Below are 16,042 nucleotides of genomic sequence, written 5' to 3'. Positions count from 1 at the left end.
GGCACAAGGCGGTAGCGATCAGCAAACCCGCAGTGGCCCCCGCGGCCTGGATTATTTTCCAGGTTACGGGGGCTGTTTGCCTGCTAGCCGCTTTCACGTGATTAGAAGGAATAGCGCAGGTTCAGCATGGCATTACGCGGTGCGCCGTAATAGCCGGTGTAGAAGGTCTGATCCAGCGCGCTCAGGTACTTGCGGTTGAATAGATTGTTGACGTTCAAGGTGGCCGTCAATTGCTTGCTGAAGTCGTAGCGGCCCATCAGGTTGACGACGGCGTAGCTGCTTTGTTCTCCGGTGACAGTCTTGCCCAAATCCCACGGTGTGGCGGTGAAATGGATCTGGCTTTGCCAGTTCACACCACCCCCAATCGTCAGGCGATTCCAGCTGCCGGGCAGTCGATACGTGGTCCACAGCTTGGCCATATGGCGTGGCACCAGGGTTTTGATGCGCTCGCCCTGGGCGTCTTTGGTCTGGCTGTAGGTGTAGCTAAAGGCCATGTTCCAGCCATCGAGCAGCTCGCCCGTCACTTCCATATCCAGGCCCTGGGTCTTGGCGCCTTTGACCGCCGTGTAGGCCGCTTCGCGCTCGGTACCCGGCACGATAAAGCCACTGTCGGCCACGGCCAGATTGTCCTGGCGGATTTCGTACAGCGCAATGCTGCTGTTCACGCGGCCGTCCAGCATTTCGCTTTTCAGACCGATCTCATAGTTATTACCTTTGCGCGGGTCCAGAAAGTTGCCGCTACGGTCGCGATAGCTTTGTGGCTTGAAGATGCTGGTGTAGCTGGCGTAGATCGAATGCTCTTCATTCAGGTCGTACACAATGCCGGCATAGGGAGTGAAGACATTGTCTTCGTGCATGGTTTTCAGGCTGTTAAAGCGCTGCATACCAGGGTCAGGATAGCTTTGGGAAAGACTGTAGCGGTAGTTGCTAAGGCGACCACCCAAAATGACAGCCAGCTTGTCGCTGGGTTTCAGGCGTAGCGCCGAATACCCACCGTACTGTTTGACGGTCAGATCATAGTCAAACAGCTTTTCTCCAGTCGTATTGGGTAGGGCCGGGTTGTTGTTCCAGTTGTGGAGATTGATGGAGGCGCCTTCGATATCGTCGTCCATGGTGTCATGGCGATTCTTGTAGCGCGACGAATTAAAGCCGACGATCAGTTCGTGGTCCTGTCCAAATAGTTGAAAAGGGCCTTTTGCGTGAATATCAAAACTGGTTTGATACTGTGTGGCATCTGAAACACCTCCGTAAAGCTGCACGCCGTCGCCCGTTTCACGGTTGGGATAGCCCCAGGAAGCATCCGCGCTTTTCCCGCTTCGGCGGGCCTTCAGGTAATTCAGGGACATGGCCAGTGACCAGTCTGCCCCCAGTTGCTGGTCCAGTTTCACAAAGGTGTTGTGAGACTCCAGTGTATTGGTGTTCCAACGAGCCCCTGCATTGGTGGAAATATCAAAATCGGTCTGTTCGCCGGTGTCGTAGAACAAAGGAAAGCCGGAGCCAGAGGAGCCGCGCGGATCATTTTTTTGATAATCCATCCCCAAGGTGACAAGCGTGGTGTCCGTAATGTCGGCCTCAAGTATGCCGTAGACCACATCTTTTTTTGTTGTGAAGTAGTCCATATAGCTGTTGCCTTCCTGATGGGCTCCAACCAGACGGCCGCGCAGGCTGCCGTTCTCGTTAATCGGGCCGCCCAGGTCTACTTGAGCGCGCATCTGATCCCATGACCCGTAGCTCACTTCAGCATGGCCCTGAAAATCGGCTGTCGGACGTTTACGGACCATATTGACGACGCCAGATGGGTCGCCTGCACCAGCCAGCAAACCAGAGGCACCACGCAGCACTTCCACGCGGTCATAAATCGCCATATCCGCCAGCCCCTGTGGGATGTTCTGGCTGACGATATCGGACAGCGTGGACAGGCCGTCCAGCTGATAGTTGTCGATAGCATAGCCACGCGAGTAGATGGTGTAGCGGTCGCTGCCTATGTGCTGGATGGAAATACCGGGCGCTTGTTGCAGCACGCTGCCGATATTGTCCAGTGACTGGTCCTCAATACGCTGGCGCGTCATGACACTGACAGTTTGTGGTGTTTCGCGTAGCGTCATGTTCAGCCTGGTGGCCGTGGTGGTCGCGCCGTGGCTGGCATAGGTCTGGCTGCCTTCCGTCACGGGCAGGCGACGGCCCACGACGCGCACCGGGTCCAGCATCGTGGCGTCCGTATTGGGGCGTGAGAGAGTAATGGTGTTGTTCTCGCGCCGGTATTCCAGGCCAGAGCCTTGCAGCAGGCTGCGTAGCGCGTCTTCCGGGCGCATGCGGCCCTGAATCGGTGTCGTACTCAGACCTTGCACTAGCGAGGGAGAGAAAAACACCTGCAGCTGGGTCTGTTCGGCCAGTTTCAGCAGCGCTTCAGACAAGGGCTGGGCCGGAATGTGAATAGGGACAGGATTGTCTTGGGCCAGGGCAGGGGTGCTGGCACTGGCCAGCATCAAAGCGAGCAGGACGGGGCGCAGGCGGGGTAGGAAAGCGGTTCGGTTCACGGAGCAGATTCAGGGTAGGGGCGGGCAGGGCGACGCCCGGATTCAGAGATGTTCGTCAAACGCGATGTTGAGGAACGCTGAATCTAAATACGAGTCAGTCTTACTAAACCCCTCAGCTTGAATCGATTTATTTGAAACTAATTGTAATTACGAGACGCTGCTCAGCAAGACACTGCCATCGTCTTGTGTCTTGGCCTGCAGTGGCAGGATCTGTTGCAGGGCTTGAAGCACGGCATTTTGTTCGTCCAGCAGGAAGGACGCGGTGACACGCTGCTGGCCGATTCTGCCGTCAGCGATGCGGATGGGATGCTCGCGATAGCGGTTGATTTCAGCAACGACTTCGGACAAGGACAGGTCCCGCACAATCAGGCGTCCTTGCCGCCAGGCGGTGGCAGCGGCCACATCAACCTCGGGCTGAATACTGAGCCCATCCTGAACGGAAACGGTGGCGCCAGAGCCAGCGGCCAGATACCGGGTCTGGCGGTTCCACCAGCGACCGCTGGACACTTCCACACTACCGCTTTCGACCAGCACTTTGACTTGCTCGGCATCGCGGCGAACCGTAAAGCTGGTGCCGGTAACGCGCACCACCGTATTGCCTGCTTTGACGATGAAAGGGCGCTGCGGGCTGGAGGCTACCGCGCACATCACTTCGCCCTGAATCAGGTCCAGATGACGGCTGTCTTCATAAAATCGCAGCTCGGCTTGGGTGGCGGTATTCAGCTCCAGGCTGGAGCCGTCCGGCAGAGGAACCCAGCGGCGCTCGCCCACACGTGTTTTCAGGCTAGCGGCGTAAACAGCCTGGGGGCTGAGTAGTAGGCCTGCCACACCGGCAGAGCCCGCGACAGCGACCAGGGCGCCGGTATTACGGATCAGTTTGCGGCGGCGCAGATCGGGCCGCTGGGGCACTTTGCCGCCATACAGCAGCTTGACCAAATCCTTGTCCAGCGTGCTGGCCAGGGAGCTTAACTGCTCCACCGCCATAAATTCGCGCTCATTTTCCGGGTCAGCCTGCAACCACTCCTCCAGCGCTTGCTCGTCAGCCGGGCTGAAGCGGCCCGAATGCAGGCGGGCCGACCATTGGGCGGCGGCTTCGGCGGGGGAGGTGGCATCACTGGGGTAGAAAGGGGATTCAGAACTCATCGCGCAGGCGCTCGCGGATAAACTGGCTGGCCAGCGCAATATAACGCTCCACGCTGGCGATGGACAGTTTCAGATGACGGGCAATTTCAGGCTGGGTCCAGCCTTCGATGCGATTCAAGACAAAAGCCCGTCGGTGATTCAAAGGCAAGGCTTCCAGGGCCGCAACCAGGGCGTGGCGCACTTGCTCCGCACTGGCCTGGGCATCGGCACCGTCGGTGATGGGGTGAGCGTCTTCATGCAGCTCGTCCCAGGCCAGGTGCTGGAAGCGGCTGTTGCGACGCCACAGATCAATGGCCCGATGGCGCGCGGACTTGTACAGAAAGTTGCGTGCATGGACCGCTGTCAGTGTTTTCTGATCTTTTCGAAGCAGGGCCTCTACCGCATCATGGGCGACGTCTTCCGCGTCCGCGGCACCGCCAAAGCGGCGCAGGCAGGACTGCATGAACTCGCCATAATAGGCCAGCCAGCTTTTGCGGGAGAGGTCCGAATTGGACATGGGGGCAGGGAGCTTGAATGACAAAAAGCAAATTATTGCAAATAGTTCTCATTAACTCAATGGCGCTTTATTCAGGCCCTATCAGGGCGTGAGGCCAGCTTGCAACGTCGATCCGGAACTTGCACCGAAAAATCGCCATGTCCGGTGAAAAGCTTTGTTGTTTCATACAAGATCGTTATACTTGCGAACTATCAGGGGGAGTAGCTTACTTTCCGGCGCATCGTCATCACGGCAATCTGTGTTTTTTGCACATGTTCCCGGTGCCCGGGCAACCTTAGGGTTGCAAGCAAGACCTTGCCATTAAAGGGCAAGGTGTATCCTCTAAAAACGATATGGCCTGCGTCCTTAATGGATCAGGCCATTTTTGTTTTGTACACGAGTCGTCATTTTCTCGTTGTACAGTCATGCAAGATGGTCGTCAGCTTTCAATCAAACAATATGAAAAGGCGGTCTTACACATGATGGAGTTTTTGCAAACAATGAGTTGGGCGGCAGTATTTCAGATCATCTTGATCGATATATTGCTGGGGGGCGATAACGCCGTGGTTATCGCATTGGCTTGCCGTAACTTGCCTGCCAAACAACGTGTCAAAGGTATTTTGTGGGGTACGGCCGGTGCCATTGGCCTGCGCGTCGTCCTGATTGCCTTTGCCCTGACCTTGCTGGCCGTGCCTTACCTGAAAGTGGTCGGTGCCCTGTTGCTGGTCTGGATTGGTGTGAAACTGCTGATCCCTGAAGATGATGGCCACGGTAATGTGGAAGGCAGTGCCACCCTGTGGAAAGCCGTTAAAACCATCATCATTGCCGACTTTGTGATGAGCTTGGACAACGTGATCGCCATTGCCGGCGCGGCTCAAACCGCCGATCCGGATCATCAGATCGGTCTGGTTGTCTTTGGTCTGGTCGTAAGTGTGCCTATCATTATCTGGGGCAGCACCCTGGTTCTGAAGCTGATCGATCGCTTCCCTATCGTGGTGACCTTCGGCGCCGCGCTGCTGGGCTGGATTGCCGGTGGCATGATCGTGACCGACGTGAAGTTCATCGAGTTCTTTGGTGAAGCCTCCACCAGCACCAAGCTGATTGCTGAAGTGGTGGGTGCCTTGCTGATCGTTGCCCTGGGTCATGGCATTGCCGCGGCCAAGCGCAAGAAAGCTGCCCAGGCCTGAAATTGAAACAGCAGGTGTAGAACCGGCGCCGGGGGCTTCGCTTCCGGCATGGTTCTGGGTTAAGCTCAAACGATTTTCTAAAAAAAGGAGTACACCATGGCACAAGCCTCCGCACGCCACATTCTGGTCAGCACCGAAGAGAAAGCGAACGAACTGAAAGCCGCTATCGAAGGTGGTTCTGACTTTGCTCAGGTGGCCAAGGAAAATTCCAGCTGCCCATCGGCCCGCATGGGCGGTGAGCTGGGAACATTTGGCCGTGGCCAAATGGTGCCCGAGTTCGATCAGGTTGTGTTCAGCGCCCCCGTTGGCGTTGTGCAAGGCCCCGTCAAGACTCAGTTCGGCTACCACCTGGTAGAAGTGACTGCACGTCAGGACTGATACGATCAGGCCAATAAAAAACCCGCTACGGCGGGTTTTTTTGCGCATGCTGATCTGGTGACTGGTGGTTGGGTGTAGGGCCGGGCGGTGGCTGCTTACAGAAACTAAAGCTTTGATTATCAGGGCTTATACATAAAAAGCCTGGACATTTTCCTGCAAGCTGCGCAGTATGCCAGCCATACCGGCTAACGGCCTTGTCGCCGTGTTGTTCGCTTACCGTGAGCGAACCAGCCCATTCTTATAAAGAAATCCGATGAAACGCACCGATATGGAAAAACTCAGCGCCGTCAAACTGCTGAGCAATGTAAAAAAAGCGGGTACGCCACAACGCTTTGCAGGTGACTCCGCCGTGGCTGATCGGCGCGAACAACGTCGTCTGGATCAGGCTGCTGGCCTGGTGTCCTTTCCCGTCAAGCTGACCCAGCCCGTTATTGATGCCGTGCGCGCTCGTGCTACCGAGCAAGGCGTCTCGACCAATGAGGTCATTGATCGCCTGTTGGCTCAAGCTCTGGGCCTGTAACCCATGCAGATTTGGGTCGATGCGGACGCTTGTCCCGTAGTCATCAAAGAAATTCTGTACCGCGCCGGGCAGCGTTGGAGTCGCCATGTGATCCTGGTGGCGAATCAGATGCTGCGCACCCCGCCATCGCCCTGGTTGAGGGCGGTGCAGGTGGCGCGGGGCTTTGACGTGGCGGATGACTACATCGTCCAGCACGCCAGCGTGGGAGATCTGGTGATTACCGCCGATATCCCTCTGGCTGCCCAGGTGCTGGAGCGTAAAGCTCTGGTCCTGACCCCCAGGGGCGAACGCCTGGACGCCAACAGCATAGGCGAGCGCCTGGCCATGCGCGACATGATGGAAGAACTGCGTAGCACTGGCGTGGATATCGGAGGCCCAGCCCCCTTCAGCCAGGCCGACCGGCGTGAGTTTGCCAACGCACTGGACCGCCTGATGATGAGCCTGCAAACGGCTGCGAGATCGTAAACAGACTTGCCATCCCCCCGGTGCTTGTGTGAGTCTGTCGCTGGATTGAAATTTTTAGAGTGAAGTACGTAATGACAGACCCAAAACGCCCCTTGATGAATTTGACTGGCCTGAACGAGGCCGTCGCCCAGTTCGCCCGCGAGCGTGAGTGGGACCAGTTCCATAGCCCCAAAAATCTGGCCATGGCCCTGACCAACGAAGTGGGCGAGCTGATCGAAATCTTCCAATGGCTGACAGAAGACCAGTCCCGCGAAGCAGGCAAAGACCCGAAAACTGCTGAAGCCGTGCGCGATGAACTGGCTGACGTGCAAATCTACCTGAGCCGTCTGGCCTTCGTTCTGGGTGTGGATATGAATGAGGCTGTTACCAACAAGCTGGTAAAAAACGCCCGGAAATACCCCGCTGACAAAGTGCGGGGGACGAACAAGAAATATACGGAGTTGTAAAAGGGGCTAGGGATTACAGCTCCCCCAGCATTTCCTCTACAAACCGTTCCATCCGCGCGTGTCGCTCACGCGCGATTGCTTGCCCCCGTTCAGTCTGAAAACCCTCGGCCAATTTGAATAATTTGGCCGGGAAGTGATCCAGCGCGTAGCGCTTGTCATCCAGAGGACGAGTCTCTGCTTTTGGATCTTCCGGCTCATACAAGCTGGAGCCCATTCGCCCCGCTGTATAGAAGCAGCGAGCTATCCCTAAAGCGCCAATGGCATCCAGGCGGTCTGCATCCTGCAAGATGCGGGCCTCCAGACTGACGGGCGGGATGTTTGCTGAAAAGCTGTGGCTTTGAATTGCTTGGCCCACGGCTTCACAGTCCTGCTCTGACCATCCCAGCCTGGTCAGAATGTGTTGTGCCTGCTCCGCCGACAGGGTGGAAGCACGAGAGCGCAATGGCGAATTCTTCTCTACCGCCACGCAGTCGTGCAGCACCGTTGCTGCCAGCAAAATCCGCAGATCCCCACCTTCTTTTTCCTGAATCGCACAGACGTTCTTCCAGACGCGCTGCAAGTGCGATTGGTCGTGGGAGCCGTCGTTGTGACTGGTGCTGCTATGGGGCAGGAGTTGGGCGGCAAGCTTTTCAAAGGGGTGGAACAGGCTGGACATGGCTATGGTTTGCTGTAACGGGTGCCACAGCATAACGCGAAGCAGCAGGGGCAGGACAGGCTCAAGAAAAAGGGCTGCCAGTGGCAGCCCTGAAGGTGAATTGCAGTTTTTAAAGTTAGAAGTTGCTCAGCCCCAGATCACTGACCGAGTCGGCCCAATAGTTCAACTGCTGATCCACATAGACCGTGAACTCGGCTGGGCTGTTGGTGACCAGGGTCGCGCCGTTCCCTTCCCAGATTTCCTTGATCTTGTCGGTATTCAAGGCACGGTGAATGCTGTCTGCCACGCTTTGCACGGTGGCATCCGGTACATCGCCTTGCATGAAAATCCCGTACCAGGTCTGGGCACTGATCTCATCCATGCCCAGTTCTTTCAGCGTGGGAACATCCGGCAAGGCAGGAGCGCGTTCCGGGCTGGATACGGCCAGGGCGCGCAAGCGGCCATTGCGTATCTGCGCCACGGCCGACGGCATAGTCTCGAACATGAAGTCCACTTGATCGCCACTGATCAGCGCCATCACAGCCGGGCCGCTGCCTTTGTAGTGCACGGCGGTCATGGTGGTGCCGGATTTCTTTTCCAGCTTGCCGGCCATCAGATGCAGCATGGTAGCGACGCCACTGGTGCCATAGTTCACGCCAGCCCCTTGCTTGGCGGCGGCCAGCAGGTCGTCCACGCTGTGATAGGGCGAATTGGCATTCACCACCAGCACATTGGGCATGGCGGCAATCAGGGTGACGGCTTTCAGGTCCTTGCGTGTGTCGTAGGGGAAGTTCTTCAATACGGCAGGCGCAATCATGTGATGCACGGCACCAAACAAGAGCTGATTGTCTGCGGGGCTGGAGTTGGCCACCATGCTGGCACCCAGCACGCCGCCTACACCTCCTTTATTTTCTACAACAACGGTTTGACCTATTTCACTGCCCAGAGCTTCGGCCAGAGGACGAGCCAGGGTGTCGCCCGAACCACCCGCGGCAGAAGGGACGATCAGCCGCACCGGGCGTTCGGCCCAGGCGGGGGGAGCTGCCCAGCTTTGGGGTGCGGCAGCAAAGATAAAACTGAGGGCAAGTACAACACGGGACCAGGGTTTCATGTTTTTTTACCTCCTCGGTAGTCGTCGGTTTCAGCCTTTGCCGGAGCCCAGGCTGCCGGGGTTGCTGCGCAGCTTGTCGATTTGATCTTGTCGTGGTGTCAGCCCCAGGCCGGGGGCGTCGGGCATGCGCAGCCAGCCTTGTTCGGGCTGGGGCAGGCCGGTATAGATCTCGGCCATCATGGCGCTGGCGGCCAGGTGCCATTCCACATCGCCGCCATTTAACAAACCGCAGTGCAGGTGACCGTTGTGGGAGGGGAACGCCCCGCCATTGGCGACGGACGCGTTAAAGCTTTCCGCCAGAGCGAAGATCTTGCGGGACTGGGTGAAACCTCCAGAAATCAGCACGTTGGGCTGCAGAATGTCGACAGCCTGCTGCATCAACAGATCCCGAAAGCGGTAGGACTGGCCTTCGTTTTGACCAGCGGCAATGGTGATCCCAGTGCTTTGACGCAATTCGCGCAAGCGGCCCGTGTCGTTCTGGGTAATGGGTTCTTCAAAAAAGCCGACGTCCAGATCACGGGCGTGGCGGGCGATGGCTTTGGCGTGCACATAGTCCAGGCTGCAATTGCCGTCGATGTACAGTGGAATGTCGGCGGGGATGGCCTCGCGTACCAGGCTCATGCGGCGCATGTCCTGGCGGATCAGTTCGGACAGGGGGCGCGGTTCGTCGCGACGTTGCAAGCCATGATGGCCTACCACCATCTTCAAGCCCTTGAAGCCTTGATCCACGCAGTCGCGCGCAACTTTAACCAACTCTTCTTCGCCCAGGAAAGCAAAGCCGAAGGTCGCGTAGGCCGGTACTTTTTCACGAGCACCACCCAGCAGTTTCCATACGGGCAGACCCAGGGCTTTACCCTTGATGTCCCACAAGGCAATGTCCAACGCAGAGATGGCGTGCATGGCATAGCCCGTCTGACCACGAGGGCACACGTTCCAGTACATGCGATCCCACAGGCGCTCGGTGTTCAAGGGGTCTTGCCCGATCAGGTCGCTGGCCAGAATATCGTTGATGGTGCTGGCAACAGGGTGCTCTTCGGTAATGGCGCTAAGTCCATAGCCGGTGATGCCTTCATCGGTCTCGATTTCCACATGGCAGATGGCCAGGTTGGTGGGTTTTTGGATGCCCGCGCTATCGAATTGAAAAGGCACGTTCAAGGGAATCGCGCGTACTGCCGTGATTTTCATTTTCCTGTCTCCTTGCATTTTTTTGAATGCGTTTGCATGTAATTGTTTTAGGTTTATAGCGTTTTGTTGCAAGCGCGATCAATGGTGTAAACCCTTGATTTTATTGATATATAAAAGTGCAATCTGATATATCAAAAAGGGTTTGCAGCGTTGTTTTTAAGGTTTTTAGTTGAAGGTTTTCTGCATCGGCAGATGCTTTAGCGGACGGGAGTGCAGACGTTTTGTGGGGTGCTCAAAAGCAGTGCAGGGGCTTGCAGCATAAGCAGGTAGACCGGCGGGGAAGAGGCAAGCAGGAGCGGGTTGTTAGTCCCTGTGCAGATCGCCGTGAAACGCTGGCGATAGACTCATCGAAAGAACGAATCATAAAAAAAGCCCTGCCAGGCAGGGCAGCTTGGCAGGGCTTTTTCTATGTCGCGAAGTACGAGCAGGGAGCGGTCTATTTCCCCCGCAGCAACTGCATCTGACGACGATCTTTCTTGGTCGGACGTCCAGCATCAAAGTCCAGTGCAGGTTCAGGTGCCAGACGGCGTTGTTCGGCGGCCTGCGCGCGTCGTGTGCTGCTTTCTTCCGTCTCTTGATACAGCTGGCGAGCAACTGGCGCGGGACCACGTACGCCGCTTAAGGCGGTGACGTGAACCTCCATGGCAGGAGTCTCCTTGCGCAAGGTAATCACATCACCGATTGAGACTTCGCGGGCAGGCTTGGTGCTTTGCTGATTCAGCAAAACCCGCCCTTTGGTGATCTCCTCGGAAGCCAGGCTGCGTGTCTTGTAAAAGCGCGCTGCCCAGAGCCATTTATCCAGTCGTAATTTGTCCATGCGCTATTGTAAATCCAGTCTGCAAAAGCTGGGCTTAATGCAGTTCCACCGCAGCGGCAGGAGCAGCCTGTACACGAGGCAAACGCAGACGCAGCAGCAGAACCAGACTGAAGACGGCCAGCAATCCGGCCCAGAACATGACGCGGTGAAAGCCGTCTGCCCAGGCGTGCTGGATGGCTTGCATCCAGAACAAGGAATCTGCTGAGGCAGGCAGATTCACCTGACCGGAGCTGATAATTTGTTGTGCCTGTTCCAGCATGGGATTGACCGGATCAAGACGACTGGACAGGGAGCTGACTGCTCCTTGGCTCATCAAGGAAGCCAGCAGGGCAACACCCAAGGTCATTCCGGTTTGGCGGATGGCATTGGTGGTGGCTGATGCCATGCCGGAACGCTCACGCGGCACCAGATTCATGACCAAGGTACTGCACGCCGGCACCGACAAACCCATGCCAATGCCTAGTACGGCCAAGGCGAAACCAGCCATCCAGTAGGAAGCGCCGGGTTGCAGCAACATCATCAACCAGGAACCGGCTGCCATCAGGCCAAAGCCCACAGTCAGGATCAGCTTCAATCCAAAGCGCTGGCTCAAGGCCCCAAAACGGGAGGCCAGCACAGCCATGCCAATGAACTGGGGAGCCAGCCCCCAGCCGGTTTGGGTCGCACTCCAGCCCAGGGCGTTCTGGAAGAACAGGGACAGGAAAAACACATTGCTATAGGCGGCAAAGCCCAGCACAAAGGAGGCGATATTGGCAGTGCTGAAGCGGTAGTCCCGAAACAGACTCAGAGGCAGCAAGGGGCGGGCGACACGGGTTTGGGCATAGATAAACGCCACGAAGGTGAGCGCGGCCACGCCCAGGGAACGAATCGTCTCGGTAGCGTGCCAGCCTTGCTCACCCGCGCAGATCAGGCCATAGGTCAGGGAGCCAAGCCAGATAACGCTAAGCAACTGGCCGACAGGGTCGAAAGCTGCGTGTTCGGGATTGGCCGACTCCTGAATGCCCCACATGCCCAAGCCCAGGGTCAGCAGGCCCAGTGGCAGATTCAGGCTGAAGATCGAAGGCCAGTCGGCTACATCGACCAGCACCCCGCCCAGAATCGGGCCCAGTACCAGAGCCAGGGCGCTGAAGGAAGACCAGCCGCCAATGACGCGGGCACGCTGGGCCGGGTCTGGAAAGGCGTGGGTCAGGATCGACAGGGCTCCAGGAATAAGTAAAGCCCCGGCCATGCCTTGCACGACACGACCCCAGAGCAGGGCGCTCAGTGAGCCAGCCAAGGCGCACATCATGGAACCGACGGTGAAGGCCAGCACGCCCAGCAACCAGCTCTTCTTGCGTCCGTAGCGATCCCCCAGTAGCCCGGCAGACAACATGAAGGCGGACAGGCACAGCGCATAGGAATCCACGATCCATTGCAGCCCGGCCATATCGGTTTGCAAGGCTTGTTGCATGCGTGGCAAGGCAAGATTCACGATGCTGATGTCCAGGGTGACCATGAAAGTCCCCAGGTAAATGGCGATGGTTAGAGCAAGTCGGCGAGTCATGATATTTGATAAATGAGAATTATTATCGACGACTATAAAATATTGACTGACTGTCAGTCAATGAAAAATAAACAGGCTGGCTAAAATAGCGCGGTGACACCCGACGAGGCACTTTGTCGGGGTTTTTCTGATACTTTGACATCCATGACCGCTGCCAAAACACCTCGTACCCAACCCTCTGAAGTTCGTCGCCGAGACTTATTGGAGGCGGCTGCCACCTTGTTTTTGCAACAAGGGTTTGATGCCACGCCGGTGGATGAAATTGTGTTGCGGGCGGGCATGTCCAAGGGCTTGTTCTATCACTACTTCAGCTCCAAGCAGGAGATTCTGGCTGCCCTGCGCGAGCAGTTCATCCAGCAGTTTCATGATCGTGTGCAGGGGGCGCTGGAGCAGGCGCCGGCAGAGGATTGGGTGCAGCGTCTGGCTTGCTGGATTCGCGCTTCGGTACAGGCGTACAGAGACACCCTGGAGATGCATGATCTGGTGTTTTCAGACCATATGCGCAGCAATTACCAGGGTGAACGCAACACGGTAACCGAGCCCTTGCACCGGATCCTGAGTGAAGGGCAGAAAGCGGGGGCCTGGTCTGTGGCCGATGTGGATTTGACCGCCTGGGTGATCTACCAGGGCATGCATGGCGCGGTCGACAATATGGGGTTGGAAACTGCAGAGCAGTGGGCCGTCATGGAGAACAATCTGGTGACTCTTTTTGTGTCTATGCTCGGGGCGACGCCGCCTCACCAAAATATGTAGGCTGTTCCAGTCGCACTGGATTGCTGCACTCAGCATACGCAGAACTGGCCTTGTTCTGATTTCTAAACAAGGCCAGTTGCTGGATGAGCAAAGGCTTAGCGGAACTGGAAGTGTTCCTTGTGCAAGGTCCAGGATTTTGCAGGCAGTGTTTGCTTGAGCTCACGTCGCAACTGTCGGCCCATTGCAGCCGGTCCACAGAACCAGATATGCAGAGGTTTGTCGGCATGGTAATGCTGCAGCACCTCTTTGGGCGTCCAGCGACGGCCATCGGCATAAATTTCCAGATTCACGTCCGGGTGCTCTTTGGCAGCCTTGCTCAAGGCCTGAGCCAATGGGTCAGTACTATGCTGACAGGCATATTGCAGATAGGCGTAGGGAGCGTGACCGTCCTGATGTTCCTGGCTTAACCAGGATAGAAATGGCGTGGCCCCGACACCCGCACCCACCCAGATATAAATGCCCTTGTCATCGCGGTCCGGCTGAGTGAAGCGTCCATAAGGGCCGTCCAGCTCAATGTTCTGGCCAACATGCAAACGCTCGGGCAGGCTGCGGGTCCAGTCGCCCAGTTGCTTGATATGAAAGCGCACAATCTGGTTGTCCTGATCTGCATCGGACAAGGTAAAGGGATGGGACTCGGATTCACCCTTCAAACGTAAGAAAGCGAACTGCCCAGCCTGGTGACCTGGCCAGGATTGGTCCATGCGGCATTGCACTTCCAGCACATCACCTTGTGACGTACAGGAGATCACGGTGCCCGTGTGCGGGTAGGCCGAACTCAAATTGCGTAGCAGCTGGATGCCGGCTGCTGCTGTCCCGATCACCATGGTGATGGCCAGTGCCCAGCCGCCTATACCGCTCCAGTAAGCAGGGGGCGTCAGTACCACGCCATGAAAGATCAGGATCAAATAGGCCACCGGCATCAGGCGATGCAGGCTGTACCACTTTTTATAGGAAATCGTGCGGTGCGCCAGGGTAATGATCAGCATCAGAATCAGCGCGTAAAACGTCCATTCACCGAGTGATTTTGCATAGGGCTTGAACAGGCTGACCCATTCAGGAACCGGGGTTTTGGCCAGACGGCCGCCCGTGCCGATCGCTGCCGAGATCAGACCTTTGGATTCCTTGCTGAGCCAATGGGCCAGACTGAGCAAAATGGCGATGATACCCAGCCATTTATGCAGCCTGTAGGCTTTGTCCATGCCGCCTAACCAGGGTTCCAGACGGCGGGGACGCAGGGCCAGAATCATGATGGCCGTCATGGTGCCCAGTGCCAGAATTCCGGTTAACAGCATGCCTTCTTGTCGGACCACCCACAGCATATCGCCCGGTGGCGAGGGGGCCAGCCACAGGGCTTCAACAGCCCAGATCAGAAAGAAAGTGGAGAGCAGCAGTAAGAGAGGGCGACGCATGGTCTTTTCCGGATTATTTGAAAGAGCCGGGTGCTGCGTAGTCGCGATGTGATGAACGTACCGACGCAGCGCACCGGGAACACCTTATTGATGTTAGTACGCTGCCAAGCCGTTTGCGGAGCCAATATTCAAGAGTGTTTTGAGAAAACTCAAAGCACTCCTAAATATTTGTTATTTAAAGCATTTGTTAATGATTCTGGTTGCTGTTTACTCTATTTCAGCTTGTTGCAGAGTAGTTCTTTTGATTGCTTTTCAGGCCCATCAAGCCGGGCAGATAAGCGATGCCAGATCCAGTAAAGCCGCGTCCTGGTGAGGCTGTCCGATCAGTTGCAAACCCAAGGGCAGTGGGCTGTTTTGACCGGGCGCGGGCAGGCTCAAGGTAGGCCAGCCTAACAAGGACCAAGGACGATTCAGTATTGAAGAGCCCGTGCTATCCAGTCCATAGGGAGCCGGGCCGGGAGCCGCTGGAGTTAGCAATGCGTCGAAATGACCATAACGATCCTGCCATTCTGTTTGCAATTGGCGACGGCGCGCCTGCCAGGCGTGGTAATCCGCTGCAGGCAATTCCAGGCCTTGTTTGATGGCTTGCACGGTAATGGGGCGCAAGGCATCCGGGCTGGCTTGCCAGACGGGTAGCAGGCTGCGGGCCATTTCATAAGCCATGATCTGGCCTTGCAGGATCAGCAGCTCTTTCAGTTGTGGGTCCGCAGGCAGACGCTCCAGGTGGGCGCCTTGTTGCTCCAGATGCTCACAGCCTTGTTCCAACGCGGCCAGTGCTGCGGGTGTGATCGGGCCCAGATCTTTGCCATCCAGCACGCCAATGCGCGGCGCGGTGGGGACTCGACCATCAGGCAAGCCTTGCAGGACAGTGGCCACGCGGTGCAGCACGGACAAGTCCCGGCTGAAGTAGCCGATTGTGTCCAGGCTGTCGCACAACAGGAAAAGACCGCTGCGATGCACCGCGCCAAAGCTGGGTTTGAAACCCAGAATGCCGGTAAACGCAGCGGGGCGCATCATGGAGCCCCCCGTTTGGGTGCCCAATGCAAAATCAACCATGCCAGCTGCTACGGCCGCTGCCGAACCACTGGAAGAACCGCCGGGCGTGTGCTCCAGGTTCAGTGGATTACGGGTGGGGCCGGGGGCTGCGTAGGCAAATTCGGCGGTGACGGTTTTGCCCAGGGCAATGGCACCGGCCTGACGCAGCAGGGCGACACAGGCGGCGTCCCGCTCGGCCGGTAGCGCATTGGGGAAATGCGCGCCGTAGCACGTGGGCATGCCTTGAACATCCAGCACATCTTTCACACCAAAGCTCAAACCCGCCAAGGGGCCAGTGGGATTGGTGCTGATACAGGTGGCGGGATCAGCCAGCCAGGACCAGGCCTGGATAGCCTGGTCCTGCGTAGCGAGAGGGGAAGGGTTTGCAGTCATAAGCGAGAACT

General features: G+C 57.1%; 16 protein-coding genes. 6 read left to right on the top strand and 10 right to left on the bottom strand.

Going from position 1 to position 16,042, the window contains the following annotated elements; genetic code table 11:
* Positions 1-101: 101 nt before the first annotated feature.
* From D0C27_RS08315 to D0C27_RS08305, 3 genes are all read right to left on the bottom strand, one after another.
* Positions 102-2,537, bottom strand: a complete 2,436-nt coding sequence (locus D0C27_RS08315) for a TonB-dependent siderophore receptor (RefSeq protein ID WP_137430746.1) — start codon at positions 2,535-2,537, stop codon at positions 102-104.
* A gap of 147 nt (positions 2,538-2,684) precedes the next feature.
* Complete coding sequence (locus D0C27_RS08310; protein WP_137430745.1) at positions 2,685-3,680, bottom strand: FecR family protein; 996 nt, start codon at positions 3,678-3,680, stop codon at positions 2,685-2,687.
* Complete coding sequence (locus D0C27_RS08305) at positions 3,670-4,176, bottom strand: RNA polymerase sigma factor (RefSeq protein WP_137430744.1); 507 nt, start codon at positions 4,174-4,176, stop codon at positions 3,670-3,672. The genes D0C27_RS08310 and D0C27_RS08305 overlap by 11 nt, the downstream gene beginning before the upstream one ends.
* A gap of 458 nt (positions 4,177-4,634) precedes the next feature.
* On the opposite strand from D0C27_RS08305, the gene D0C27_RS08300 reads away from it, so the two are divergent.
* The 5 genes from D0C27_RS08300 to D0C27_RS08280 all read left to right on the top strand — a co-directional run bounded on the left by D0C27_RS08300 (position 4,635) and on the right by D0C27_RS08280 (position 7,151).
* Positions 4,635-5,342, top strand: a complete 708-nt coding sequence (locus D0C27_RS08300) for a TerC family protein (protein WP_035271346.1) — start codon at positions 4,635-4,637, stop codon at positions 5,340-5,342.
* 96 nt (positions 5,343-5,438) lie between these two features.
* On the top strand, positions 5,439-5,720 hold the full coding sequence (locus D0C27_RS08295; RefSeq protein WP_009463196.1) for a peptidylprolyl isomerase: 282 nt from the start codon (positions 5,439-5,441) through the stop codon (positions 5,718-5,720).
* Positions 5,721-5,973: 253 nt separating this feature from the next.
* Positions 5,974-6,240 (top strand): hypothetical protein, encoded by a 267-nt coding sequence (locus tag D0C27_RS08290; RefSeq protein ID WP_083054211.1) that lies wholly within the window; start codon positions 5,974-5,976, stop codon positions 6,238-6,240.
* A 3-nt stretch (positions 6,241-6,243) separates the two neighbouring features.
* Positions 6,244-6,705, top strand: a complete 462-nt coding sequence (locus D0C27_RS08285) for a YaiI/YqxD family protein (protein WP_009463200.1) — start codon at positions 6,244-6,246, stop codon at positions 6,703-6,705.
* Between the two features lie 71 nt (positions 6,706-6,776).
* Positions 6,777-7,151 (top strand): nucleotide pyrophosphohydrolase, encoded by a 375-nt coding sequence (locus D0C27_RS08280; protein WP_026484969.1) that lies wholly within the window; start codon positions 6,777-6,779, stop codon positions 7,149-7,151.
* Between the two features lie 13 nt (positions 7,152-7,164).
* Here D0C27_RS08280 and D0C27_RS08275 read toward each other — a convergent pair whose 3' ends face one another.
* The 5 genes from D0C27_RS08275 to D0C27_RS08255 all read right to left on the bottom strand — a co-directional run bounded on the left by D0C27_RS08275 (position 7,165) and on the right by D0C27_RS08255 (position 12,441).
* Complete coding sequence (locus tag D0C27_RS08275; protein ID WP_137430743.1) at positions 7,165-7,806, bottom strand: HD domain-containing protein; 642 nt, start codon at positions 7,804-7,806, stop codon at positions 7,165-7,167.
* A 115-nt stretch (positions 7,807-7,921) separates the two neighbouring features.
* The gene (locus tag D0C27_RS08270; RefSeq protein WP_083054208.1) at positions 7,922-8,896 is read right to left on the bottom strand and encodes a Bug family tripartite tricarboxylate transporter substrate binding protein; all 975 of its coding nucleotides are present in this window, start codon (positions 8,894-8,896) and stop codon (positions 7,922-7,924) included.
* Between the two features lie 30 nt (positions 8,897-8,926).
* Positions 8,927-10,081 carry a mandelate racemase/muconate lactonizing enzyme family protein gene (locus D0C27_RS08265; protein ID WP_083054207.1) on the bottom strand — a complete coding sequence of 385 codons (1,155 nt, stop codon included), beginning with the start codon at positions 10,079-10,081 and terminating at the stop codon, positions 8,927-8,929.
* A gap of 436 nt (positions 10,082-10,517) precedes the next feature.
* Positions 10,518-10,898 carry an RNA-binding S4 domain-containing protein gene (locus D0C27_RS08260; RefSeq protein ID WP_026484973.1) on the bottom strand — a complete coding sequence of 127 codons (381 nt, stop codon included), beginning with the start codon at positions 10,896-10,898 and terminating at the stop codon, positions 10,518-10,520.
* Between the two features lie 34 nt (positions 10,899-10,932).
* Positions 10,933-12,441, bottom strand: coding sequence for a DHA2 family efflux MFS transporter permease subunit (locus tag D0C27_RS08255; protein ID WP_083054206.1), 1,509 nt, complete (start codon positions 12,439-12,441; stop codon positions 10,933-10,935).
* A gap of 144 nt (positions 12,442-12,585) precedes the next feature.
* On the opposite strand from D0C27_RS08255, the gene D0C27_RS08250 reads away from it, so the two are divergent.
* Positions 12,586-13,194 (top strand): TetR/AcrR family transcriptional regulator, encoded by a 609-nt coding sequence (locus D0C27_RS08250; RefSeq protein ID WP_088451210.1) that lies wholly within the window; start codon positions 12,586-12,588, stop codon positions 13,192-13,194.
* Between the two features lie 95 nt (positions 13,195-13,289).
* Here D0C27_RS08250 and D0C27_RS08245 read toward each other — a convergent pair whose 3' ends face one another.
* Together D0C27_RS08245 and D0C27_RS08240 are read right to left on the bottom strand one after the other, a co-directional pair.
* Complete coding sequence (locus D0C27_RS08245) at positions 13,290-14,603, bottom strand: ferredoxin reductase family protein (RefSeq protein WP_035271333.1); 1,314 nt, start codon at positions 14,601-14,603, stop codon at positions 13,290-13,292.
* 261 nt (positions 14,604-14,864) lie between these two features.
* Positions 14,865-16,031 (bottom strand): amidase, encoded by a 1,167-nt coding sequence (locus D0C27_RS08240; RefSeq protein ID WP_137430742.1) that lies wholly within the window; start codon positions 16,029-16,031, stop codon positions 14,865-14,867.
* Between the last annotated feature and the right edge of the window lie 11 nt (positions 16,032-16,042).

The organism is Alcaligenes faecalis (assembly GCF_005311025.1).
GTDB classification, from domain to species: domain Bacteria; phylum Pseudomonadota; class Gammaproteobacteria; order Burkholderiales; family Burkholderiaceae_B; genus Alcaligenes; species Alcaligenes phenolicus.
This window is presented reverse-complemented; position numbering and strand designations above follow the sequence as displayed.